The 23,153-nt window shown below is 64.6% G+C and carries 21 protein-coding genes and 1 riboswitch; of the genes, 9 read left to right on the top strand and 12 right to left on the bottom strand.

Features of this window, described 5'->3' with window-relative positions; all coding sequences use genetic code 11:
- Positions 1 to 38 precede the first annotated feature (38 nt).
- Positions 39 to 962, top strand: coding sequence for a LysR family transcriptional regulator (locus tag ABHF91_RS14275; protein WP_409420926.1), 924 nt, complete (start codon positions 39 to 41; stop codon positions 960 to 962).
- Here the strand turns inward: ABHF91_RS14275 and hemW are convergent.
- From hemW to ABHF91_RS14240, 7 genes are all read right to left on the bottom strand, one after another.
- Entirely contained in the window at positions 959 to 2,104 is a 1,146-nt protein-coding gene (gene hemW, locus ABHF91_RS14270; protein WP_409420925.1) for a radical SAM family heme chaperone HemW, read from the bottom strand. The two genes, ABHF91_RS14275 and hemW, sit on opposite strands and share 4 nt — an antisense overlap.
- On the bottom strand, positions 2,104 to 2,700 hold the full coding sequence (rdgB, locus tag ABHF91_RS14265) for an RdgB/HAM1 family non-canonical purine NTP pyrophosphatase (RefSeq protein ID WP_409420924.1): 597 nt from the start codon (positions 2,698 to 2,700) through the stop codon (positions 2,104 to 2,106). The genes hemW and rdgB overlap by 1 nt, the downstream gene beginning before the upstream one ends.
- A gap of 73 nt (positions 2,701 to 2,773) precedes the next feature.
- The gene (locus tag ABHF91_RS14260) at positions 2,774 to 4,396 is read right to left on the bottom strand and encodes a hypothetical protein (RefSeq protein WP_409420923.1); all 1,623 of its coding nucleotides are present in this window, start codon (positions 4,394 to 4,396) and stop codon (positions 2,774 to 2,776) included.
- 87 nt (positions 4,397 to 4,483) lie between these two features.
- A complete protein-coding gene (gene yggU, locus ABHF91_RS14255) occupies positions 4,484 to 4,777 on the bottom strand; it encodes a DUF167 family protein YggU (RefSeq protein ID WP_409420922.1) in 294 nt (97 codons plus the stop codon).
- Positions 4,777 to 5,328 (bottom strand): YggT family protein, encoded by a 552-nt coding sequence (locus ABHF91_RS14250; RefSeq protein ID WP_409420921.1) that lies wholly within the window; start codon positions 5,326 to 5,328, stop codon positions 4,777 to 4,779. Before ABHF91_RS14250 ends, yggU begins: the two co-directional genes overlap by 1 nt.
- Before the next feature lie 8 nt (positions 5,329 to 5,336).
- Positions 5,337 to 6,161: a pyrroline-5-carboxylate reductase gene (proC, locus tag ABHF91_RS14245; RefSeq protein ID WP_409420920.1), complete on the bottom strand. Its 825-nt coding sequence runs from the start codon at positions 6,159 to 6,161 to the stop codon at positions 5,337 to 5,339.
- Positions 6,162 to 6,869, bottom strand: coding sequence for a YggS family pyridoxal phosphate-dependent enzyme (locus ABHF91_RS14240; protein ID WP_409420919.1), 708 nt, complete (start codon positions 6,867 to 6,869; stop codon positions 6,162 to 6,164).
- 37 nt (positions 6,870 to 6,906) lie between these two features.
- Here ABHF91_RS14240 and tapT point away from each other — a divergent pair, with 37 nt between their 5' ends.
- The 3 genes from tapT to yaaA are packed head-to-tail and all read left to right on the top strand — an operon-like array spanning position 6,907 to position 9,877.
- On the top strand, positions 6,907 to 7,941 hold the full coding sequence (tapT, locus tag ABHF91_RS14235; RefSeq protein ID WP_409420918.1) for a type IVa pilus ATPase TapT: 1,035 nt from the start codon (positions 6,907 to 6,909) through the stop codon (positions 7,939 to 7,941).
- A 10-nt stretch (positions 7,942 to 7,951) separates the two neighbouring features.
- Positions 7,952 to 9,058, top strand: coding sequence for a PilT/PilU family type 4a pilus ATPase (locus ABHF91_RS14230; protein WP_409420917.1), 1,107 nt, complete (start codon positions 7,952 to 7,954; stop codon positions 9,056 to 9,058).
- A gap of 45 nt (positions 9,059 to 9,103) precedes the next feature.
- On the top strand, positions 9,104 to 9,877 hold the full coding sequence (yaaA, locus tag ABHF91_RS14225) for a peroxide stress protein YaaA (protein WP_409420916.1): 774 nt from the start codon (positions 9,104 to 9,106) through the stop codon (positions 9,875 to 9,877).
- An 81-nt stretch (positions 9,878 to 9,958) separates the two neighbouring features.
- Here the strand turns inward: yaaA and srmB are convergent, their stop codons facing one another.
- The gene (gene srmB / locus ABHF91_RS14220) at positions 9,959 to 11,263 is read right to left on the bottom strand and encodes an ATP-dependent RNA helicase SrmB (protein WP_409420915.1); all 1,305 of its coding nucleotides are present in this window, start codon (positions 11,261 to 11,263) and stop codon (positions 9,959 to 9,961) included.
- An 84-nt stretch (positions 11,264 to 11,347) separates the two neighbouring features.
- On the opposite strand from srmB, the gene ABHF91_RS14215 reads away from it, so the two are divergent.
- Positions 11,348 to 12,055 (top strand): tRNA1(Val) (adenine(37)-N6)-methyltransferase, encoded by a 708-nt coding sequence (locus ABHF91_RS14215; RefSeq protein WP_409420914.1) that lies wholly within the window; start codon positions 11,348 to 11,350, stop codon positions 12,053 to 12,055.
- A gap of 174 nt (positions 12,056 to 12,229) precedes the next feature.
- Entirely contained in the window at positions 12,230 to 13,540 is a 1,311-nt protein-coding gene (gene brnQ, locus ABHF91_RS14210; RefSeq protein ID WP_409420913.1) for a branched-chain amino acid transport system II carrier protein, read from the top strand.
- A gap of 61 nt (positions 13,541 to 13,601) precedes the next feature.
- On the opposite strand, the gene ABHF91_RS14205 is transcribed toward brnQ, so the two are convergent.
- Positions 13,602 to 14,612: a DUF2860 family protein gene (locus tag ABHF91_RS14205; protein ID WP_409420912.1), complete on the bottom strand. Its 1,011-nt coding sequence runs from the start codon at positions 14,610 to 14,612 to the stop codon at positions 13,602 to 13,604.
- Between the two features lie 62 nt (positions 14,613 to 14,674).
- Positions 14,675 to 15,193, bottom strand: a complete 519-nt coding sequence (fldB, locus tag ABHF91_RS14200) for a flavodoxin FldB (RefSeq protein WP_409420911.1) — start codon at positions 15,191 to 15,193, stop codon at positions 14,675 to 14,677.
- A 107-nt stretch (positions 15,194 to 15,300) separates the two neighbouring features.
- Between fldB and xerD the strand changes: the two genes are divergently transcribed.
- Both xerD and ABHF91_RS14190 read left to right on the top strand, forming a co-directional pair.
- Entirely contained in the window at positions 15,301 to 16,188 is an 888-nt protein-coding gene (gene xerD / locus ABHF91_RS14195) for a site-specific tyrosine recombinase XerD (protein WP_409420910.1), read from the top strand.
- A gap of 245 nt (positions 16,189 to 16,433) precedes the next feature.
- Positions 16,434 to 16,514: riboswitch (cyclic di-GMP riboswitch) on the top strand.
- Positions 16,515 to 16,570: 56 nt separating this feature from the next.
- Positions 16,571 to 18,892 (top strand): Ig-like domain-containing protein, encoded by a 2,322-nt coding sequence (locus ABHF91_RS14190; RefSeq protein WP_409420909.1) that lies wholly within the window; start codon positions 16,571 to 16,573, stop codon positions 18,890 to 18,892.
- 66 nt (positions 18,893 to 18,958) lie between these two features.
- Here the strand turns inward: ABHF91_RS14190 and ABHF91_RS14185 are convergent, their stop codons facing one another.
- On the bottom strand, positions 18,959 to 20,665 hold the full coding sequence (locus ABHF91_RS14185; RefSeq protein WP_409420908.1) for a hypothetical protein: 1,707 nt from the start codon (positions 20,663 to 20,665) through the stop codon (positions 18,959 to 18,961).
- Between the two features lie 482 nt (positions 20,666 to 21,147).
- Here ABHF91_RS14185 and ABHF91_RS14180 point away from each other — a divergent pair, with 482 nt between their 5' ends.
- A complete protein-coding gene (locus ABHF91_RS14180; RefSeq protein WP_409420907.1) occupies positions 21,148 to 22,491 on the top strand; it encodes a sigma 54-interacting transcriptional regulator in 1,344 nt (447 codons plus the stop codon).
- A 33-nt stretch (positions 22,492 to 22,524) separates the two neighbouring features.
- On the opposite strand, the gene ABHF91_RS14175 is transcribed toward ABHF91_RS14180, so the two are convergent.
- On the bottom strand, positions 22,525 to 23,127 hold the full coding sequence (locus tag ABHF91_RS14175; protein WP_409420906.1) for an HD domain-containing protein: 603 nt from the start codon (positions 23,125 to 23,127) through the stop codon (positions 22,525 to 22,527).
- Positions 23,128 to 23,153 lie beyond the last annotated feature (26 nt).

The following is a 23,153-nucleotide window of genomic DNA, read 5'->3' as shown; positions in this document are numbered from 1 at the left end:
ATGATATGGTTTCCATAAAAAACGGGAAGACCGTAAAAATGGCACACAATGTTGACGAATTGGAAACCATGGGCGGGTCACTGACCGATGTGCGGGCCTTCTGCCGGGTGGTGGAGCTGGGTACCCTGTCGGCGGCGGCGCGGGTGCTGGGGGAGACCAAGGGCAGCATCAGCCGCCGTCTGCGGCGCCTGGAAACCGGCTTGGGGCTTAGCCTGCTGGCGCGGCATCCCCGTTCGGTGACGGTCACCGGCGAGGGGCAGCTGTTCTACGGCAAGGCGCGGGAGGGCTTGCTGTTGCTGGAGGAGGGGGCCGAATTGGCGCGGGCCACCCGCAGCGAGCCCAGAGGGGTGCTGCGGATCACGGCGCCCATGGATCTGGGGCAGGAGTGGTTGCCCCCCATCATAGTGGACTTCGCCCGTCAGTATCCGCAGATCCGGGTGGAGTTGCTGCTCAGCGACCAGCGGCTGGATCTGGCCAGTCACCAGATCGATGTGGCGTTGCGGGCCACCGAAGGGGGCTTACCGGACATGGGCTATAGCGCCCGCCCGCTGACCCGGCTGACCATGGGCTGGTTTGCCGCGCCGGCATACCTGGCCGAGGCGGCCCCGCCGGCGTGTCCGGAGGAACTCCACGCCCACGCCTTGATCCTGGCGGGGCCCAGCAATCAGGGCTGCCGCGTTCGCCTGCATCAGGGGGGCGTGGAGGAGCAGCTCATCCTCTGGCCTCGGCTGCAGAGCCTGGATTACGCCAGCGTGTTGCGCTTGACCCTGTGCGGCGGGGGCTTGGGTTTTATGCCCGCCCTGGTGGCCGCTCAGGCCCTGGCCCAGGGGCGGCTGCAGCCGGTGCTGACCGATTGGCAGGCTCCGGCGGCCGAGCTGTATCTCATCACCCAGAGTGGCCTGCGGGCACCGGCCCGGGTGCAGGCGTTCAAGGAGTTCCTGCTGGCGGCCCTGGCGGATTAGTCGTCCATCAGCTCCGCCAGCAGGCGGTTGAGGTAGCGGTGGCCCAGCTCGGTCACCTGCCAGTGGGTCGGCGTGTCGCAGAGCAGCCCCAGGCGCAGCCCTTCGGCCAGCCGTGGGGCCATGTCGGCCGGCGCCAGGGCGGTACGGGCGGCAAACTCGGCCTTGGGCACGGGCTCAAACAAGCGGAAGCGATTCATGAAGTATTCGAAGGGGCGCTCCGCCTGACTCACCTCCCAGCGCTGATCCAGCGCCGGGCGGCCCGGCTCCAGATAGCCCTTGGGGTGTTTGACCTTGACGGTGCGGCAAATGGCGTCTTGCGCCGGCAGGCTGATCTTGCCGTGGGCGCCACAGCCGATGCCCAGGTAGTCGCCAAAGCGCCAGTAATTGAGGTTGTGGCGGCACTCGAAGCCTGGTTTGGCGTAGGCGGAGATCTCGTACTGGCGATAGCCGGCCGCCAGCAGCCGGGCGTGGCCCTGCTCCTGGATCTCCCACAGCAGCTCGTCCTCCGGCAGCACCGGCGGCTTGGAGCCGAAGGCGGTGTTGGGCTCTATGGTGAGCTGGTACCAGGAGAGATGGGGCGGCGCCAGGGCGATGGCCTGCTCCAGATCCGCCAAGGCCTCTGCCACCCCCTGCTGGGGCAGGCCGTGCATCAGATCCAGATTGAAACTGCGCAGCCCCGCCTGGGCGGCCTGACGGGCGGCGGCGATGGCCTCATCCGGGCCGTGGATCCGGCCCAGGCGCTGCAGTTGCCCAGGGGCGAAGCTCTGCACCCCGATGCTGATGCGGTTGACGCCGGCGGCCACATAGCCGGGGAAGCGTCCGGCCTCCACGGTGCCGGGATTGGCCTCCAGGGTGACTTCTATGTCCGGCGCGAAGGGGATGCGCGCCCGGATCCCGGCCAGCAGTTCGGCCACGCTGGCCGGGCTGAACAAGCTGGGGGTGCCGCCGCCGATGAAGAGGCTGGAGAGCGCGCGGCCCTGCACCAGGGGCAGATCCGCATCCAGATCCCGCAGCAGCGCCGCCACATACTCCGCCTCCGGCAGCCCCTGGCGCAGGGCATGGGAGTTGAAGTCACAGTAGGGACACTTCTGTACGCACCAGGGAATATGCACATACAGCGACAAGGGCGGCAGCTGTAGCATCAATCCGGCTCGTTCAGCTTGTTCAACAGCTGTTGCAGAGCCTGGCCGCGGTGGCTCAGCCGGTTCTTCTCGGCCGGTTCCAGCTCGGCGGCGGTGCAGCCTGACTCGGGGACGAAGAAGATGGGGTCGTAGCCGAAGCCGTGCTCACCGATGGGTTCCAGGCCTATGATGCCGTTCCAGCTGGCTTGGCAGATGAGGGGGGTGGGGTCGTCGGCATGGCGCATGTAGACCAGCACACACCAGTAGCGGGCGCTGCGCAGCACCAGGGGGACCCCTTCGAGTTCGGCCAGCAACTTCTCCAGATTGTCCTGATCCGAGGCATCTTCACCCGCGTAGCGGGCGGAGTAGACGCCGGGCCGGCCCAGCAGGGCATCGACTTCCAGGCCGGAGTCGTCGGCGATGGCGGGCAGGCCGGTGACGCGGGCGGCGTGGCGGGCCTTGATGATGGCGTTTTCCACGAAGGTGGTGCCGGTCTCGGGGACGCTTGCTACCTGGAATTGACTCTGGGGTAGCACCTCATAGCCCAAGCCGCCCAGCAGGGCATTGAGCTCTTCGACCTTCTTCTTGTTGCCGGTCGCCAGCACCAGTTGTGACATCGTTACCTCTCCCTCGTTTGGATGGTCGCCATGATAGCGGCAGGGCGAGGCAGGGGCCAGCGCAGATCCGGCGTCAGACCGAGGCTTTTTGTCGGCGCAACCCCATCTGTTGGCGCAGTTGATGCAGTGCGCGCGTCCGACTGAGGCTGAAGCGTTGTCGCTGTTGCGGGGTGAGGTCACTGGCGGTGTCCAGGATGCGCAGCAGCTGGGCCAGCAGTTGTTTGAATTGATTGTTGTGCAGCCGGCTGGGCCAGACCAGGGTCAGCAGCTCCAGGGCGATCAGGGTGTCCTTGGTCTGGGCGCCGAAGCCCTTGAGCAACTGGCTGGCCAGCTGCAGGGCGTGGAAAAAGTCCCGCTGCTCTATGGCCTGTTGGCGGGCCTCCCGCAGATCATGCAGGGTCTGCTGGCGCATCAGGCGCCAGTGACGCAGGCGTGCCAGGAGGAGGCCCTGGATCCGGGTCTGCAACAGGGCCTCGCGCCGCTGCTGGGCCAGATCCAGCTGGCGCGTCAGGGCGTTGAGGTAATATTCCGCCCGCTCGGTGAGGCCGGTCAGCTCCGCCACCGAGGCGCCGAACAGCAAGGTGGTGGCGGGCAGGGCCTCGTCGATCACCTGGGGTTCCACCAGATCTCGCGCCAACTGGTAATCCTGCCGGTAGCAGGCCTGTTGCGCCTGGGCCAGCAGACGGGCATGGCTGCAATGGGCCGGCCCCAGGGACTCGGCCAGCTGGCGCCAGCGGTTGAGCAGTTGGCGACGCACGCGGGTGGCGGGCAGCCCCAACCAGTTCTGGGCGATGCTGATCAGCTGCCACTGCTGGAAGTCGTGGGCCAGATTCAGCTCCGGTAGCAGGCGATAGGGGGGCGGGCCGGCGGGGCCCATGGCCTGGTTTTGCAGCAGGGCCAGCTGACGGGAGAGGGTTTGCCACTGGGCCTGTTGTGGCTCCAGCTGTTGCAAGCCCAACAAGGTCTGGCTGGCCTGCAGCAGGTTATGGCCGCTGAGGCTGACCATCAGCTGCAGCATCTGGTGGACTTGGGGAGCCAGGTTTTGCTGTTGCGCCAGCAGGCGGTTGGCGGCCTCGGCCTTCTCCTGCCACAGCAGTGTGGTGATCAGGCCGGCCTTGGCCCAGGCTTGCCCCTGCTCCATCAGGCAGAGACCATAGTATTGGGCGGCCTCGGCCAGGTTCTCGGTCTGCAGCAGCAGATGGCCCTTGAGCCGCTCCAGCTCCCGGGTCTCCTTGGGCAGCAGGAACATCAGATCTTCACACAGACCACAGACGGCGGCGGGGTTGCCTTCGGCATAGGTGCGCCGCAGCACCCCTTGTTGCCGCAGCCAACAGATGAGGTTGCCCAGCCGATCCACCAGGGCCGCCGAATCCAGGCCGCCAGGCAGGCGTACCGTCAGGTTGAGATCCAGCTGATCATCGACCCGGGGCGCCTCGGTCGGGGCGTTCAGCAGCAGCAGCAGGGTAAAGGGGGGCAGCAGGCGACTGGCTTTGAGCTCGGCCAAGAGCTGGCTGCCGGCGGGGCCCTGACAGATCAGCAGGGCCAGACTGGACCTGTCCACTTGGCTCATCAGTTGATTGGCGTGGTGAACGCGCTGCAGCCGTTGGCGACCAATGCCCAACTGGCTGAGGCTCTGCTCCATCAGCGGGGTCAAGGCGCTGTCGTCATCCACCAGCCAGATGAGCGGCTGTTCCATATGGGCTCCAATGGGTGAGGTTACCCCGTTATGGTGCACCAGAAGCCCAGGGGCCGCCCAGTCAGGAGGCCTGCTAGAAATGACAGGTCAGGCCATCAGCAACTGGGCGATGGCCTCGGGGATTTGCCGTGGTGAGTCGATGGCCAGCAGCTTGTGACGGCCCAGCTCGCCCTTGAGCAGGCTGACCTGGCCCTTGGCCACCTTGAACTGCTTGGCCAGAAACTTGATGAGATGGGCATTGGCCTGGCCATCCACCGGCGGTGCCGTGATGGCCAGCTTGAGTTCGTCGCCGTGCAGCCCCTGGAACTGATCCCGGCTGGCCTTGGGCTGGATGAGCAGCGCCAGCAGCAGCTGCTCACCCTCCCAGCGCACGGCGCTCATCAGAGCATGCCCCAGAGGCTGGGGAACAGATCCAGGAACAGGTAGTTCAGCGCCTGCAGGGCGATAAACAGCACCAGCACCGACAGATCCAGGCCGCCGATGGCAGGGATCACCCGGCGGATGGGGGAGAGCAGGGGCTCGGTGAGCTGGTACAGCACCAACTCGATCGGACTGCGACCCTGGCTGACCCAGCTGAGAATGGCCCGGGCCACCAACAGCCAGAACAGCAGGGAGCCGGCCTGTTTCAGCACCAGCAGCAGGCTCACCAGCAGCAGCCCCAGCCACTGCCCGTGGATCATGCCCAGGGCCAGGAACAGCAGGTACTTGCCCAGGGCCACGGCGTAGGCCAGCAGCACGGCGGCCAGATCCAGCCCCCCTAGGCTGGGGATCAGGCGGCGCAATGGGCCCAGGATGGGATGGGTGCAGCGCACCACGAACTGGCTCAGGGGGTTGTAGAAGTCGGCGCGGGCCCACTGCAACCAGATGCGCAGTATCACCACCATCAGGTAGAGGTTGAACAGGGTGTCGAGAATAAAATAAAGGCTCTGCATGGGGCTCCTTAGAACAGCTGTTCCATCTCTTCGGCCCGCACTATGGCGGCCTGCATGGCGCGGCTCACCAGTTCATCCAGCTTGCCTTCCTCGAAGGTCCGCACGGCCTCGGCGGTGGTGCCGCCCTTGGAGGTGACCTGTTCCCGCAGGGTGACCAGGCTGGTGGCGGGGTTATCGATGACCATCTGGGCGGCACCCAGGGCGGTCTGCTGCACCAGCAGACGGGCATCGGCCTCGCTAAAGCCCAGGCGGACCGCTTCTTCGGCCATGTGCTGCATCAACAGGAAGAAGTAGGCCGGTGCCGAGCCGGAGGCGGCGATGACGCCGTTGATGTCGGTTTCCTGGCCAACCCAGACCGTCTTGCCCACCGCCTGCAGCATGGCCTCGGCGAAGGCGCGATCGCGGTCGCTCACCTCGCCCGGGGCGTACAGGCCCGTCATGCCCAGGCCGATGAGGGCCGGGGTGTTGGGCATGCAGCGCACTATCTTGCGGTGGCCGCCCAGCAGCTGGCTCAGGCGCGCCACCTTGATGCCGGCGGCGATGGAGACCACCAGCCGATCCTCCAGGCTGCCCAGCTCGGCGGTGAGCTGTTCCAGCATCTGGGCCATGTATTGCGGCTTGACCGCCAGGACGATGACCTGGGCGGCGCGGGCCGCGGCGGTATTGTCCTGGGTGACCTGGATGCCGAACTCCCCAGCCAGCTGGGCCAGCTTCTGGGCATCGGGATCCGTGGCGTGGATCAGCGCTCCGGGGAACTGGGCTGCCCGCAGGCCGGCGATGAGACTGCGCGCCATGTTGCCGGCGCCGAGAAAGGCGATATGACGTTGTTCCATTTAGTCCTGCTTGTAATCTCTGGCTCCGAAGAGGGCGGTGCCGACGCGCACGAGCGTGCTGCCGCAGGCGATGGCCGTCTCCAGATCGTTGGTCATGCCCATGGACAGGGTATCCATGGAGGGGTAGTCGGCCTGCAGCTGGGTAAACAGCCGGGCCAAGTCGGCAAACTGCGCCTGCAGCCTGGCCGCATCATCCGTGTCCTCCGGTATGCCCATCAGGCCCCGCAGGCGCAGCATGGGGAGCCGACTGACTTCTGCAGCCAGTTCAAAAACTTCGGCTTCGGTCGTACCGGATTTGTTGCTTTCTCCGCTAATATTCACCTGCAGGCAGACGTTCAGCGGGCCCAGGTGATGGGGCCGCTGCTCGTTGAGCCGCTGGGCAATCTTGAGGCGTTCCACGCTCTGCACCCAGGCAAAGTGCTCCGCCACCAGGCGGGTCTTGTTGGACTGCAGGGGGCCGATAAAGTGCCATTCGATCTGCTCGAAGCCGGTTATCTGGCGCAGTTGCTGCACTTTTTGCACCGCTTCTTGCACGTAGTTTTCACCAAATTGCCGCTGCCCCGCCTGGTAGGCTTCCATGATGGCGGCCAGCGGCTTGGTTTTACTCACCGCCAGCAGGGCCACCGCCGCCTCGGGCCGACCGGCCTGCTGAGCCGCCTGGCGGATGCGGGCCTGAACCGTCTGCAGTTGCTGGGAAATCGAATTCATAGCGTCGTTAAGTAGTTGATGAAGGAATGGGGTTCAAATGGATATCACAGAATTACTGGCCTTTAGTGTAAAACATAAAGCGTCGGATCTACACCTCTCCGCCGGCGTGCCACCCATGATCCGGGTGGATGGCGATGTCCGCAAGATCAACCTGCCACCCCTGGAGCACCGCCAGGTGCACACATTGGTGTATGACATCATGAATGACCACCAGCGCAAGGAGCTGGAGGAAAATCTGGAGGTGGACTTCTCCTTCGAGGTGCCCAACCTGGCCCGCTTCCGTGTGAACGCCTTCCACCAGAGCCGCGGTGTGGCGGCGGTATTCCGGACCATCCCTAGCAAGGTGCTGACCCTGGATGACCTGAACGCGCCGGAGATCTTCCGCAAGATCTGCGAATACCCCCGGGGTCTGGTGCTGGTGACCGGGCCCACCGGCTCCGGTAAGTCCACCACCTTGGCGGGCATGATCGATTACATCAACGACGGTTTCCACCACCACATCCTCACCATCGAGGACCCCATCGAATTCGTGCACGAGAACAAGCTGTGCCTGGTGAACCAGCGGGAAGTGCACCGGGATACCCTGGGCTTCAGCGCCGCCCTGCGTTCGGCCCTGCGTGAAGACCCGGACATCATACTGGTGGGGGAAATGCGGGACCTGGAAACCATACGGCTGGCCCTCACCGCGGCGGAAACCGGTCACCTGGTGTTCGGTACCCTGCACACCAGCTCGGCGGCCAAGACCATAGACCGTATCATCGACGTGTTCCCCGGGGCGGAGAAGGACATGGTGCGTTCCATGCTGTCCGAATCCCTGCGGGCGGTCATCTCCCAGACCCTGCTGAAGAAGACCGGCGGCGGCCGGGTGGCGGCCCACGAGATCATGATCGGCATCCCCGCCATTCGTAACCTGATCCGGGAAGACAAGATTGCCCAGATGTACTCCGTCATCCAGACCGGGATGATGCACGGCATGCAAACCATGGATCAGTGCCTCAAGCAGTTGGTGGCCCGGGGCGTCGTCAACGTCGCGGACGCCAAGGCCAAGGCCGTGGATCCCAACAGCATCTAAAGGAGCACTCATGACACTGGATAGTCTGCTGGGCCAATTGGTGGATCGTCAGGGCTCTGACCTGTTTGTCACCGTGGGCAAGCCCCCCTGCCTCAAGATCAACGGGGTGCTGACCCCCATCGACAAGACCAACCTGGAGGCGGATGACATTGTCACCCTGCTCAAGGAGGCCATGAGCCAGGAGCAGCTGGAGCGCTTCTGCCAGACCAAGGAGGCCAACTATGCCCTGCAGCGGCCCGAGCTGGGGCGCTTCCGGGTAAGCTGCTTCTGGCAGCAGGAGATGCCGGGTATGGTGTTCCGCCGCATCGAGACCCGCATCCCCACCATGGAGGAGCTCTATCTGCCGGCGGTGCTCAAGGAGCTGGTGATGGCCAAGCGGGGTCTGCTGCTGTTTGTCGGCGCCACCGGCGCCGGTAAGTCCACCACCCAGGCCGCCATGATCGGCTACCGCAACCACAACAGCGATGGCCATATCCTGACGGTGGAGGATCCGGTGGAGTTCGTCCATCAGCACGAGCGCTGTCTCATCACCCAGCGGGAGGTGGGCGCGGATACCGAGTCCTTCGATGTGGCGCTGAAGTCCTCCCTGCGGCAGGCGCCGGACGTCATCCTCATCGGGGAAATCCGCTCCAAGGAGACCATGGAGTTTGCCATCTCTTTTGCCGAGACGGGGCACTTGTGTATGGCGACGCTGCACGCCAACAACGCCAACCAGGCGCTGGAGCGTATCCTGCACCTGATCCCCGAAGACAAGCACCGCCAGCTGCTGTTCGATCTCTCCTTGAACCTCAAGGGCATCATAGCCCAGCAACTGATCCCCACCCGGGACGGTCAGGGTCGGCGGGCGGTGTTCGAAATCCTCGCCAACACGCCGCTGGTCAGCGACATAGTGCGCAAGGGCGAGCTGCATCGCCTGAAAGAGGTCATGGCCCGCTCCAACGAGCAGGGCATGATGACCTTTGACCAGTCGCTGTTCGAGCTGTATCGTCAGGGGCTTATCGGTTACAACGAGGCCCTGGCCTTCGCCGACTCGGCCAACGAGGTGCGCCTCATGATCAAGCTCGCCGGTGGCAACAACATGAGTGCCGGTACCTTGGACAATGTGACCGTCGATTAACCCAGGGGCCCGCAAGGGCCCTTGTTGCAACAGGAGCCCTAGCCCATGCTGATGCTGCTTTCCCCGGCCAAGACCCTGGATTACGAATCGCCCCTCACCACCGACCAATACACACTGCCGCGCATGCTGGACGACTCGGCCAAACTCATCCAGGTCTGTCGCCAGCTCAGCGCGCCGCAGCTGGCCTCCCTGATGAGCATCAGCGACAAGCTGGCGGGCCTCAACGTGGCGCGCTTTGCCCAGTGGCAACCCGAGTGCACGGCGGACAACAGCCGGCCGGCGCTGTTCGCCTTCAAGGGGGATGTCTATACAGGTCTGCAGGCAGAGACCCTGAGCGAGGCCGAGCTGGCGTTTGCCCAGGCGCATCTGCGCATGCTCTCCGGTCTGTATGGCCTGTTGCGTCCCTTGGATCGGATGCAGGCCTATCGCCTGGAGATGGGCACCAAGCTGGCCAACGAGGGGGGCGCCGATCTCTATGCCTTCTGGGACAACCGCATCACCACCCTGATCAACGAAGACCTCGCCGCTCAGGGGGATGAGCTGGTGGTGAATCTGGCCTCTAACGAATACTTCAAGGCGGTGCAGCCCAAGGCGGTGCGGGGTCGCATCATCAGTCCCGTGTTCCAGGATCAGAAGCACGGTCAGTACAAGATCATCAGCTTCTACGCCAAGAAGGCCCGGGGCCTGATGGCGCGCTACATCATACAGCGGGGGCTGACGGATCCCGCCGATCTGCTGGGCTTCGATCTGGAGGAGTACGCCTACGCCCCCGAGGTGTCCACCCCGGACAAGCCGGTCTTCCGGCGGCCCGAGCGCTAAGGCGTTCATCGACAGTCAGAAACGACAGACCCGGCCTAGGCCGGGTCTTGGTTTTGTGCGCATCAGCTGGGGTGCGCTCGCTCAGGCGGCCGGTGTACCGCCGGCCTTCTTGGCCTTCTTGGCGGCCCAGTCGGGCTTGCCCTTGTTCTTCTGATCCCGCAGGCGCACCTTCTTGCGCGGCTCCTCCACCTTCTCCTTTTCCTTGGCCTTGACGCTCTTCTTCTTGGCCACCGGGGTGGCAAACTTGTGCTGGGGCCGCAGGCTGTCCACCACCCGGCGCTTGGGCTCTTCCCCCGTGTAGCGCACGATGCGGGTCAGCATGGGCACGTCATGGGCCTCTATCAGGCTGATGGCGGTGCCGCGCTTGCCGGCCCGGCCGGTGCGGCCGATGCGGTGCACGTAGACGTCGGCGGTGCGGGGCAGATCGTAGTTGAACACATGGCTGACGTCCGGCAGGTCGATGCCCCGGGCCGCCACGTCGGTGGCCAGCAGGATATGCACCTCCTCATCCTTGAAGCGGCGGATGGCCTCCTGGCGCTTGGCCTGCTCCATCTCGCCGCGGATCCAGGCACAGCGGATGCCGACGCCCTGCAGCTGGGCCGACAGCTCCGCCAGCCGCTCCCGGGTCTTGACGAAGACGATGCTGCGCTTGACCTCTTCCTCCCGCAGCAGGTGGGTCAGCAGGGCGAACTTGTGCTCCAGGCTGTCGGCCTGATAGAGGTACTGGTGGATCTTGCGCCGCTCGCTGCGGGGCGGCTCGGCGTGCAGCTCCGCCGGGTTCTTCAGCAGCTCGTTGGCGAACTTGACCAGGCCCGCGCCCTCCAGGGTGGCGGAGAACAGCATGGTCTGCTTGCGCCAGCGGGCCTCGCCGGCGATGCGATCCACCTCGCCGATGAAGCCCATGTCCAGCATGCGATCGGCCTCGTCCAGGATCAGGATCTCGATCTCCCGGCTGTCGAAGCTCTCTTCTTCTATGTATTGCAGCAGGCGGCCCGGGGTGGCGACGATGACGTCCACCTCGTTGCCCAGCGCCACCTCCTGATCCTCGAAGCTGATGCCACCTATGATGGTCTCGGTGTTCAGGTGGGTGTGGCGCGCCAGATCCTTGGCCTGCTGGGCCACCTGCTGGGCCAGCTCCCGGGTGGGGGTGAGCACCAGCACCCGGGCCGGGCCGGGCTTGCGCCGCGGATAGTCCAGCAGGTGCTGCAGGGCCGGCAGCAGGAAGGCGGCCGTCTTGCCGGTGCCGGTGGGGGCCGAGGCCAGAATATCCCGCCCGTCCATGGCTTCCGGGATCACCTGCTGCTGTATGGTGGTGGGCCGCGTGTAGCCCAGCTCGGCAACGGCGCGCAGCAGGGCGGGGTCCAGGTCGAAGGTGTCAAAGGACATGCAGGCTTTCTCTGTAGGCTAGGGTTGGCCGCACATTATAGGCCAGGGCCATGATAAAATCCGCCACCTGTTGCAGGAGGGGCCATGGCCGGACGGGATTTTCGCTTCAAACAGTTTCATATCCGGCAGGATCGCTGCGGCATGAAGGTCAGCACGGATGGGGTGCTGCTGGGGGCCTGGACGCCGGTGGAGGGGGCGCGGCGCATCCTGGATATCGGCACCGGTACCGGCCTGCTGGCCCTGATGCTGGCGCAACGCACCACGGCCGACGTGCAGATCGCGGCGGTGGAGCTGGATCCGGCGGCGGCGGCCCAGGCGGCTCAGAATGTGCTGGACTCCCCCTGGGCGGCCCGCATCCGGGTGCATCAGGCGGCGATCCAGACCTTCAGCGCCGCGCCCTTCGATCTCATCGTCTGCAACCCGCCCTATTTCCCGGTGGGCCAGGTGGCGGCAGATGGCGCCCGGGCCCAGGCCCGCCACACCCATACCCTGAGCTACGGCGAGCTGCTGGCGGCGGTGGACCGCCTGTTGGCACCGGGCGGTCAGTTGGCCCTGGTGTTGCCCAAGGACTGGGAGTCGTCTCTGCTGGCTTGTGCCAGCCGGATGGGCTTCTATCCCAATTGCCGATGGAATATATCGCCAAAGGAATCTAAAGCGGTTAATCGCGTTTTATTGCGGTTATCTAGAGAGGAATCAGCTATCACCACAAATGACATGGTTATATTGTCTAGTGATGGTGGCTATAGCGAAACATATGCCAACATGGTCTCCGGCTTCTATCTTAAGCTGTAAATTTTGTCTTGATCTCATTGACCATTGCTTTATTCTGCCGCACCAATCCGGTGTCCGCTCACGATTAGAAGAATATTCCACGGATGGTGACTCTTTGAGCTGTACCTGCCTGGGGAGAAGGCTTGGACCTTCCTTCCATAGGTGTCTGTTTTAACGTCAGTTTTGGAGTGATCCGTGAACAAATCCATGACCGCAGCCGATCTGGTCGGCCTGGGCTTCATGACCTTTGCCTTCTTTCTCGGGGCAGGCAACATCATTTTCCCCCCCATGGCCGGCTTCATGGCCGGTGAGCACCTGACCCCAGCCATGCTGGGCTTTCTGGTGACCGCCGTGGGCCTGCCCCTGGCCACCATCATCGCCGTGGCCAAGGCCGGCGGCGGCCTGCTGACCATGACCCGTCACCTGCCGGCGGGCATGGGCGTGGCCATGGCGGTGGCGGTCTACATCATCATAGGTCCGGCGTTTGCCACTCCCCGCACGGGTCTCGTGGCCTACGAGATGGGCATCAAGCCCTTCCTGGGGGGATCCGCCAGCCAGACCAGCCTGACCCTGTTCAGCCTGGGCTACTTTGGCCTGGCCACCTACCTCTCCCTGAAGCCCGGCCGTCTGCTGGATGCCATCGGCAAGCTGATCACCCCGCTGCTGGTGGTCCTGCTGGCCGTGCTGGCCATCGCCATCCTGGTGGCGCCCCAGGGCAGCGTGCCCCTGGCCGCCGGCGAGTACGTCAGCCATCCCGGCGTCAAAGGCCTGATGGAAGGCTACAACACCATGGATACCTTCGGTGCCCTGATGTTCGGCATGCTGATCATCGACGTGTTGAAGGAGAAGGGCATCACCGACAGCAAGCTGCAGACCCGTTACCTGGTGCGGGCCGGCGTGATCGCCGCCACCGGCCTGGCCCTGGTGTACATGGCGCTGTTCAAGCTGGGCGGCACCGCCGGTGGCCTGCTGGAATCCCCGGAGAACGGCGGCGTCATCGTCTCCACCTATGTGCAGGCCCTGTTTGGCAGCACGGGTCAGCTGATCCTGGCGGCCATCGTCTCCCTGGCCTGTCTGACCACCGCCGTGGGTCTCATCTCCGCCTGTGCCGACTTCTTCAGCAAGCTGTGGCCGCGCTGCTCCTATCGCAGCCTGGCGCTGGTGATGGGGGCTCTGTGTGCCCTGGTGGCCAACGTGGGTCTGGCTACCCTGATCAGACTCTCCATTCCCGTACTGGTCGGTATCTATCCGGTGGCGGTGGCCCTGGTGCTGGCGACCCTGCTGCACGGGTTCTTCGCCCATCCGCGCCACAGCCTGCGCCTCATCATCGCCGTCGCCCTGCTGTTCGGCGCCCTGGATGGCCTGAAGGCCGCCGGTCTGGATCTGTCGGCCTTCGACTTCCTGCCGCTGTTCGATCTGGGGCTGGCCTGGTTGCTGCCCACCAGCCTGGTGACCCTGCTGTGCCTGGCGCTGCCCCGTCGCGCCGAGGTGAGCAACGCGGCCTAAGCTCCGCGCCTCGCCATAAAAAAGCCCTGCCAGTCGGCAGGGCTTTTTGTTTGCTGATGGATCAGAAGTTGTACAGCACCCCGGCGGAGAGCTGGCTCAACTCGCTGTCGAAGAAGTGCACGTCCGCGTCGGATTTGCCGTAGGTGGCGGTGAGGGTACCGTTGAGCTTGTCGATGCCCGCCAGGCGGTGCCAGAGGAAGTTGACGTTCAGACCATACTCGTCGGCATCGGCCTTGCGGTTGAACACGGGGTTGGCCTCGTCGTAGCGCAAGGTGCCGACAAACAAGTTGCTGATCAGGCTGTACTGGGGGGTCATCAGGCTGTAGGAGAGCTGACCGGTCAGCCGGTCATAGTCCATGGCGGCGCCGTCGGCATCTTTGCGGCTGTAGGTGAGGCTGGGGCGCAACATCCGGCCTTGGCCCAGTCGCCAGTTGTAGGCCAGATCCAGGGCCTGGCTGCTGCCGTTGCGATCCAGGCTGGCCCGTTGGGCGGGCGTCAGGCTGCTGATGCTGTCACCGCTACGCTCGTCATCCAACTGGATGTTGCGGAAGGTATAGCTGGCGTCGAAGGCCGATCCGGCGATGCCGTCCCAGCCCAGACGCACGCCGCGGGAGTTGCGATCCGTGGCGTGGCGCTTGTCGCCGGTGAGATAGGGATCCTGCCACTGCTCGGTGGGGATGCCGCTGAACACATAGGCGATGGAGCCGATGCCCTGGTCGCCGAACTCCCGCCGTATCCCCAGCTGTTGGCTGAAGTCCAGCCGCAGGGCATCCTGGATCAGGTTGCCCAGGTAGATCTGGGTGCGGGCGGCGGCGAAGGTGTAGCGCAGGTCGGCGTTGAGGTTGAGTCTGGTGCCGTCACTGCTGGCCATGTCACTCAGGCTGTTGATGCGGCGGCTGGCGCTCTTGTCGGGGCCTACCAGAATATTGGAGTCCACCTTGTTGTAGGCGGCCCCCATCAGCAGGAAGCCGCTGAAGCCGTCTTCCTTGGGGATACCCAGCACCTCGGCGTGGCCAATGGCCGGCAGCAGGGCCAGGGCGAGCAGGGCGCGAGACAGGGGAAATTGCATCATGGTTGAGTCCTTTCAATCGGGGTCGAATGAAGATGTTATCCTATGATGGTCCCCCCACGGCGTTACAGCAAGGCGGTTGCCTCATCCAGTACCTGAGGCAGCCAGGCATCCAGCCGCGCCTCGGTGAGGGCGTATTGATTGGTTTCATCCAAGGCCAGACCGACAAAGTAACGCCCCTCATCCACCAGGGCCTTGGAGGCCTCGAACTCATAGCCTTCGTTGGGCCAGTAGCCGACCAGCTGGCAGCCCTTGGCCAGCAGCTTGTCGTGCAGCAGGCCCATGGCATCCAGGAACCATTCCCCATAGCCCTGCTGATCCCCCAGGCCGAACAGGGCCACCACCTTGCCGCTCAGATCAACGGTGTCGATGGCATCCCAGCTGGCCAGCCAGTCCTCCTGGATTTCGCCAAAGTCCCAGGTGGAGATGCCCAGCAACAGCACCGGGTAGTCGGCCATCCGCTGGACGGGCGTGTCCTTGAGGTTGTGCAGGGTCACCAGATCCTTGCCCAGGCGGGCCTGGATCTTCTCTGCCACCATCTCGGTGTAACAGGTGCTGGAGCCGTAAAACAGACCTATCTGCATGGGATTTTCCTTCGAAAACGCGACGGCGCAGTGTAACAGAGCCGGGCGGGGAGGGGCAGCGGCAGCCGCCCGCCTGTGGTATACAGGGAGGCCAGTTTGGAGGTGATATGTCCCAGCCCTTGATCGATCAGTTTCTGGATGCCCTGTGGCTCGAGCGTGGCCTGTCGGCCAATACCCTGGCGTCTTATCGCACGGATCTGGAGAAGTTCGCTGCCTGGCTGGACGGCCAGGGCCACTCCCTGCTGACCCTGGACAGCCTGCAGCTGCAGGGGTATCTCGCCTGGCGGCTGGATCAGGGCTACCAGGCCAGCTCCACCGCCCGCCTGCTCTCGGCCCTGCGCCGCTTCTACCAGCACCTCATCCGCGAGCAGTTTCGCGAGGATGATCCCACCGCCCTGCTGATGGGTCCCAAGCTGCCCAAGCGGCTGCCCAAGGATCTCTCCGAGGCCCAGGTGGAGGCCCTGCTGGCCGAGCCCAACCCGGAAGATCCCTTGGAGCTGCGGGACAAGGCCATGCTGGAGCTGCTGTACGCCACCGGCCTGCGGGTCAGCGAGCTGGTGGGGTTGACCATGAGCAACCTGGGGCGGGGCCAGGGGTTGGTGCGGATCACCGGCAAGGGCAACAAGGAGCGGCTGGTGCCCCTGGGGCAGGAGGCGCTCTACTGGCTGGAGCACTACCTCCACGAAGGGCGCATCCTGCTGCTGGGGGCGGTGAGCTGCGACGTGGTGTTCCCCTCCAGCCGGGCCCAGCAGATGACCCGGCAGACCTTCTGGCACCGCATCAAGCTGTATGCCAGACGCGCCGGCATCGGCGTGGAACTCTCCCCCCACACCTTGCGCCACGCCTTCGCCACCCACCTGCTCAACCACGGCGCCGATCTGCGGGTGGTGCAGATGCTGCTGGGTCACGCCGACCTCTCCACCACCCAGATCTACACCCATGTGGCCAAGGAGCGCCTGAGCGCCCTGCACGCCCAACATCACCCCCGGGCCTGAATGAAAACCGGGGTTGGGGCCATCTGAGATACGTCGTTCGCCCCATGTTTAATTTGTGTAAAAAACAGACAAAAAATGTTTGCTTGCTGCGCAATCGCCTTGCTAGTATCGCCCTGCCTGCACAGGAACGGTGTGGGTCTCAGGCGAAGTGATCACTAACCTGCTTCGTCAGTGTCAGTCGCAACCCTGCGGCATTCAAGGAACAATCGACCGGCCATTGGCCGATCAATGCACCATCGAAGGCACTCTCGAAACGGCAAGCCCCGGGTAACCGGGTGCACGCAAAGTCACAGATCCGTTGCAAGGCGGATGGCTGGGCTACCGAAGGAGCTGCGATCCATCGACGTTTGGGCGCTTTCGAAACAGCCATGAGGGCACCCAAATGCACACCTTTGCCGCCACTGCAGCCGTCTGCCGTGTTTCCGCCTGCCTGCGCCCCTGGCGCGCCGCCCTGCTGACCGCCCTGGCCCTGCTGGGTCTGGCCGGTACCCCGGCCCAGGCCGCCAGCGACACCGCCGCCACCCTGAGCGCCAATCAAGGCAGCGGCATCGGCCAGCTGCGTCAGCAATCCCTGGCCCTGGCCCGCCTGGCGGAGGCCTATCAGGCGGCGGATGCCGATGCTCAGGCCGCGCTGTTGGCCCAGCTCCAGAGCCTGGCGGAATCCCGTGCCCAATTGCTGGCGCGCCTGAGTGAGCAGGCGCCGGCGGCGGTGCTGAGCAGCACCCTGCCGGCCTGGGCCCGCAATGCCCTGCCGACCGAGGTGGCCGCCCTGGTGGAGGAGTCCCAGACCCAGGAGGGTGAGCTGGAGGTGAGCTATGAGGACTATCCGGATGGCCACCATGTGCTGCGCCAGGTGCTCAAGACCCCGGCCGGCGAGCGGCTGACCCTGAAGTTTGCCGACCAGGCCCCCAGCGTGCCGGCCGGCAGCCAGGTGAAGGTGCAGGGCTGGCGCGTCGCCGACAAGCTGGTGCTGCAGGGGGCGGATCTGCAGACCCTGGCCTTGAATGGCACCGGCACCACAGGCGCCACGGTACAGGCCAACACCTTCGGTGAGCAGAAGACCCTGGTGATGCTGGTCAACTTCCAGGACGCCCCGGGCAACCAGCCCTGGACCCTGGATCAGGCCAACAGCCTGGTATTCGACACCGTCAACCAGTACTACCAGGATGACTCCTATCAGCAGACCTGGCTGTCCGGTGACGTGGTGGGCTGGTTTACCCTGGCGCTGGACAGCACCAGCTGTGATAGCACCGCCATCGCCCAGCAGGCCGATGCCGCCGCCACCCAGGCCGGCGTGGTGCTGGCCGACTACGCCCACAAGGTGTACCTCTTCCCCACCGTCAGCAGCTGTGGCTGGTCTGGGCTGGGCACCGTGGGGGGCAGCCCCTCCCGCAGCTGGATCAACGGCTCCTTTACCTTGCAGACCGTGGGCCACGAGCTGGGCCACAACCTGGGGCTGTACCACGCCCACTCCCTGGAGTGCGGCACCAGCGCCCTGGGCAGCAACTGCCAGAGCTCCGAATACGGCGATCGTAACGACATCATGGGCAACGTGGCCGCCGGTCACATGTCCGCCTTCCAGAAGCAGCAACTGGGCTGGCTGGATTACGGCAACTCCCCCAGCACCACCCTGGTCACCGCAGACGGCACCTACCTGCTGACCCCCTACGAGCTAGATGACGGCGGCAGCAAGGCCCTGATGATCCCCGCCGGCACCGATGCGGTGAGCGGTCAGCCCCAGTACTACTACCTGGAGTACCGTCAGGCCCTGGGGGCGGACAGCTTCCTGGCCGGTAACAGCAATGTGTTGAACGGCGTGGTGGTGCGCACCGCCGTGGCCGGCGACCTCAACAGCAGCTACCTGCTGGACATGACCCCGGCCAGCAACAGCATCGCCTACTACGACTGGCAGGATTATGCCCTGCCCAGCGGCCGCAGCTATGTGGACGAGACCCGCGGCGTCACCATCACCACCGACTGGACCGATGGCCAGCAGGCCAGCGTCACCGTCACCCTGGGCAGCGTCAGCTGCCAGGCCGCCCGGCCGACCCTGAGCCTGACCCCGGCCCAGGGCCCCTGGGTGGCGGCCGGAAGCCAGGTGAGCTATCAACTGACCCTGACCAACCAGGACAGCAGCGCCTGCGGCAGCAGCCAGTTCGACCTGCAGGCCCAGCTGCCCAGCGGCTGGGTGGCCAGCTTCGACAAGTCCAGCCTGACCATGGCCCCAGGCGACTCCGCCAGCGCCACCCTGACGGTCAGCTCCGCCAGCGGCGCCCAGGATGGCTACTACGACATCAGCCTGCAGGTGAGCGAGGGTGCCGAGACCCTGCACCAGCAAACCGGCCTGGTGACCTATGTGGTGAGCAATCCGGTGAACAGCGCCCCCCTGGCGGTCAACGACAGCCTGAGCGTGTCCAGTGGTGTCAGCGGCAGCCTGAATGTGCTGGCCAACGACAGCGATCCCGAAGGCCAGACCCTGACCCTGGTGGCGGTGAGCCAGCCGGCCCACGGCACCGTCAGCTTCAACGCCGACGGCACCCTGACCTACAAGTCCAGCAAGCGTTACAGCGGCAGTGACAGCCTCAGCTACCAGATCAGCGACGGTCAGCTGACCGCGGTGGCCACCGTCACCATTCAGGTAGGCACCAGTACCAGCGACGGCTCCACCAGCACCAGCACGGGTGGGGGCAAGGGCCGCAAGTAAGGGCCGTCTCGCTCGACCATAAAAAAAGGCTGTCGTTTCCGACAGCCTTTTGCTTGAGTGAAGGGATCACTCTTGACACTGTTCACCGCTACAGCACAAGGGACACTTGGCCTCAACCGGGAGAGCATCGGCGGAGATGTCGCTACCCAGTATGTCTTCGGCCGTCTTCACGGACAGGATGTCGCGGAAGTAGATCTCGGTGGCCACACTGGAGCTGGCACTGCCGTCGAAGATCAGGGCCTGGGTCGGCGTGTAGGTGGTGTTGAAGGTGGCGCAATCCCCGTTCTGACCGGAGGGCGCCAGGCTCAGCGGTGACAGGAAGACGTCGTGATCCGAGCCTTCACGGGTATCGGTCAACTGAACGTTGTAGATACGGGTGAGGCTGGTGTTACAGACGGAACCTGTTACATCCACCTGGGCGTAGACCTTGCTGCCGTCGGTAGCGATCTTGCTCTGGCAGTCCTTGTTGAGCACCAGGCTGGTTTCTACCGCGAACTTGGGACAGGTGGCCTGGGCCGGCTCGTCGGCATGGACCAAGGCACCCGTGTCATCGGCAGAGGTGTTGGCCACGGCCTCGATCTGGTCGGAGGCACCGTAACCGCCCTCGGACACCAGCATGGTCAAGGTGTTGTGATAGCAGGCGGTCTCATGAGCGCCCAGCATATCCAGCTTGCCGTTGGTGCTGTCGAGCAGGGTGGCGGGGTCACCGCAGTCATCCCAGACGAAGTCGCCATCCAGGGCCGCCGGCATGTCGGTCAGGGCTATGTTGTACAGGGTACCCAGCCCGGTATTGGTGACGGAGCCGCTGATGTCGTAGGTGACGGTGTCGTTGCTGGCCGTGCTGTCGCCCTGATCGTCGAAGCTACCACCGGTACAGGCCTTGTCCACCGTGAAGCCGCAGACGTTGAAGCTGCTGCCGGCAAAGTCTTTCAGGGTTGCCGTGATGGAGGTGGAGCTACGGCTTTCTGCCAGGAAGGAGGTGAAGCAGGTACTCTCATCCGGCAGCAGGGCCGTCACGTCGATCCCCCCCTCGAAGAAGGCACCGGACGGGAAGGTGGCGCTGGGTCCCACGTCCTTGTTCACATAGCTCCAGGGGGCGGCGACCGGATCGGCATTGGTGATACCGCAGTAGCTCTTGCCGGCCGGTATGTAGCCGCCGGTACAGAGCACGGCTTGCGCGGCCCCCTTCAGCAGCAGGCCGCCGCCCATCCATTCATAGACCTCAATGGTGGGGACGGTACCGCCGTTGGAGAAGTTCACCAGCACCAGTATGTCACCGTTCATGTGCTGGCCGTTGAAGGTACCGCTGTTGCCACTGCCCAGGGGCTTGACCTGATCCTTGAGGAACCAGAAGCCCAGTTGGGCATCGCCACTGGTGTCGAAGCGATCCATCCCGAAGATCAGGATGAAGTGCTGGTTGTCATCCAGGTAGGCGGCCGCATAAGCATGGGAAAGATCATCCTTGTCCGGCGGAGAGCCGGTGCGCCATTTCCAGTTGGGAATGTCTTGCTGGTCCTTGGAACCCCCACCGGTGAATTGCGCCTGTATGGGTTCCGGATCGTCGATGATGAGCCCGGTCTTGGCCAGGGCACTGTCGCCACCTAGCACATTCACCTTATCCCAGTCATCGCCTGGATAGCCCGACCCGTCGGCCGTGACGGCATTGCCGTCCAGCTGGAAGGGCACCGCCGCCAGGGCCGGTCCGCCAGCTAGTAGGCCGGCGGCCAGGCAGAGGCTCGTCAGCCAGGGTCTAAATCGCGGGTAATGTCTCATATGGCACTCCTGTTGCACAATCAAGCTTGTTGTTAGGAGGCTCCCTCGCGCCGGGCGTGGGGGAGACGGTTTGCGCCGAGATAGAGTCAATTCCCGCGCCATCTTTTCAAGGCATTGAAAAATAAAAACAAACTAAGAAGGTTTGGCTGCCGAGCGGCCAGGTTTGTCTTATTCCTGCAACAGTCGGCTGAGGGGGTTTATATTAAGATATTGATTTTAAAGTGCTTTATATAAAATGCCTCCCGTATTGACCTTGCAACAGCGGGGCTGTTTCAGCTGGGACCTAGGGAGTCGAGCTTGGCTCTTCCTCTGAACTGATGCATCTAATTGATTGATATAAAACTAAAAAAATTCAGAGCCCTGATTAAGTGTCACTTGCGGCTGATCGACATTTTGTCTCATTTCAGTTTGGCCAAGGGCGGCCCTGGGTTCGATACTTAAGGGGCAGTCAACAGCAACGCCGTAACGGCGGGGTGAAGGGGATGGTGACGCGCAAGCTCATCTGTCTGCGAACCGCCAAGGTCTGGCAGCACCAGGCCGGTGACCAGCCAACCGATTGGGTACCCTACCCGGCAGACAGCGCCGCCGAGGCATTGGCCCTGTGCGAGCGGGAGCACCCGCTGGTGGGATTGGTGCTGCTGGATATGGCACCGAACTCGGCGGTCTTTGCGGAGATCGAATCCCTGCTGCGGCGCACCGGCGGCGACATGGTCTGGGTGGGTCTGGTGACGGATCTGCCCACCGGCCCCGGTCCCTTCCAGGATCTGTTGGTGAACTACCTGTTCGATTTTCATACCCTGCCGGTGGACAGCCACCGCCTGCTGACCACCCTGGGCCATGCCCTGGGGATGGCGCGGCTGCGCCAGGCCGGGGGCGGGGCGGCCCGTTTGGCGGCGGTGGAGCAGGGCCACCTGCTGGGGGAGAGTCCCGCCATGCGCCAGGTGTTTGCCCAGCTGGCCAAGCTGGCGACGGTGGACTCCTCCGTCATGTTGCAGGGGGAGAGCGGCACCGGCAAGGAGCTGGCCGCGCGCCTCATTCATCAAAGGTCCCTGCGGGCCAAGGGGCCCTTCGTGGCGGTCAACTGCGGGGCCATCCCCGCCAGCCTGATCCAGTCCGAGCTGTTTGGCCATGAGAAGGGCGCCTTCACCGGCGCCTGCCGGCGGCAGATCGGCCAGATCGAGGCGGCCGATGGTGGCACCCTGTTTCTGGATGAGATCGGCGATCTGCCCCTGGATCTGCAGGCCAACCTGCTGCGCTTCTTGCAGGAGCGCAGCATAGTGCGGGTGGGGGGCACGGACACCATAGCGGTGGACGTGCGGGTGATCACCGCCACCCACAGGGATCTGCAGCAGGAGGTGACCCTGGGGCACTTCCGCCAGGATCTCTTCTTTCGCCTCTGTGTGCTGGATCTGACCCTGCCGCCCCTGCGTCAGCGGCGGCAGGACGTGGCGCTGCTGGCCCAGCACTATCTTGTCAGCCTGGCACCCCGCCTCAATCCCAGGGTGCAGGGCTTCAGCGACCGGGCGATGCAGCAGATGCAGGCCTATCCCTGGCCCGGCAATGTCCGTGAGCTGGTCAACCGGGTGGAACGGGCCCTGGTACTGAGCGAGGGGCGCCTGATCGGCCCGCAGGATCTGGGTCTGACGGCACCGCCAGGCGACCTCAGGCTGCCGACCCTGGCCGAGGCCCGGGCGCGGGCCGAGCGGCAGGCCATGCAGGCGGCCTTGGACGGCAGCGGCAACCGGGTGGAGTTGGCGGCCAAGCGACTGGGGATCTCCCGCGGCACCTTCTATCGCATGCTGGACAAGTACAAGGACGACGACTGATCTCGCCTGTCTCCTATTCCGGCGGGGCAAGGGTTACAAGGGCGCCCCCTGGGCCTCCTCCGCCAGCTGAGACAAGAACAGCGTCAGCAGCGCCAGGCGCGGCGCCGCCTCAGCCTGGGCCTGGGGCAGGATCAGCTGTTCGGGCAGGGCCTGGGCTCGGGTCAGCACCGGCAGCAGATCGGCAAAGGTGGCGTAGCGGGTGTCCCGGCCCACCTTGGCGATGGCGCGCAGCAGGCCCACGGCCCCCAGCTGCTCCAGCAGATCCGCATCATGCAGCAGCACGGCGGCGGGCGCCTCGGGCCGCGAGGCTGGCATATGCTGGGCGATGGCCTCCAGCACGGCGGGGATCTTGGTCGCCGGAAAGCCCCAGCCGGCCAGCAGCCCCGGCACCTTATCCAGGGCGTAGGCCAGGTTGTCCCAGCGGGCCAGCTGGGCCGGATCCTCGGGCCTGTGGCCGATAAACACCCCCAGATCGTGCAGCCAGCAGGCGGCGTAAAGCACCTCATCGTCATGGTCCAGGCCGGTGCCCAGACGGCAGGCCAGGGCATATAGGCGGGGCTGGTGGCTGTACTTGTCCACCGGGCGGGCTTGTTCGCGGATATAGTCGGCGATGGCTTGGCGCCAGTCTGGGATCATGGGGGCTCCTTGGTCGGAACAGCTAA

The organism is Pseudaeromonas aegiceratis (assembly GCF_046254905.1).
In the GTDB taxonomy this organism is placed as follows: domain Bacteria; phylum Pseudomonadota; class Gammaproteobacteria; order Enterobacterales; family Aeromonadaceae; genus Pseudaeromonas; species Pseudaeromonas aegiceratis.
The sequence above is the reverse complement of the archived record's forward strand: the minus strand, read 5'-3'. Positions and strand labels throughout refer to the sequence as shown.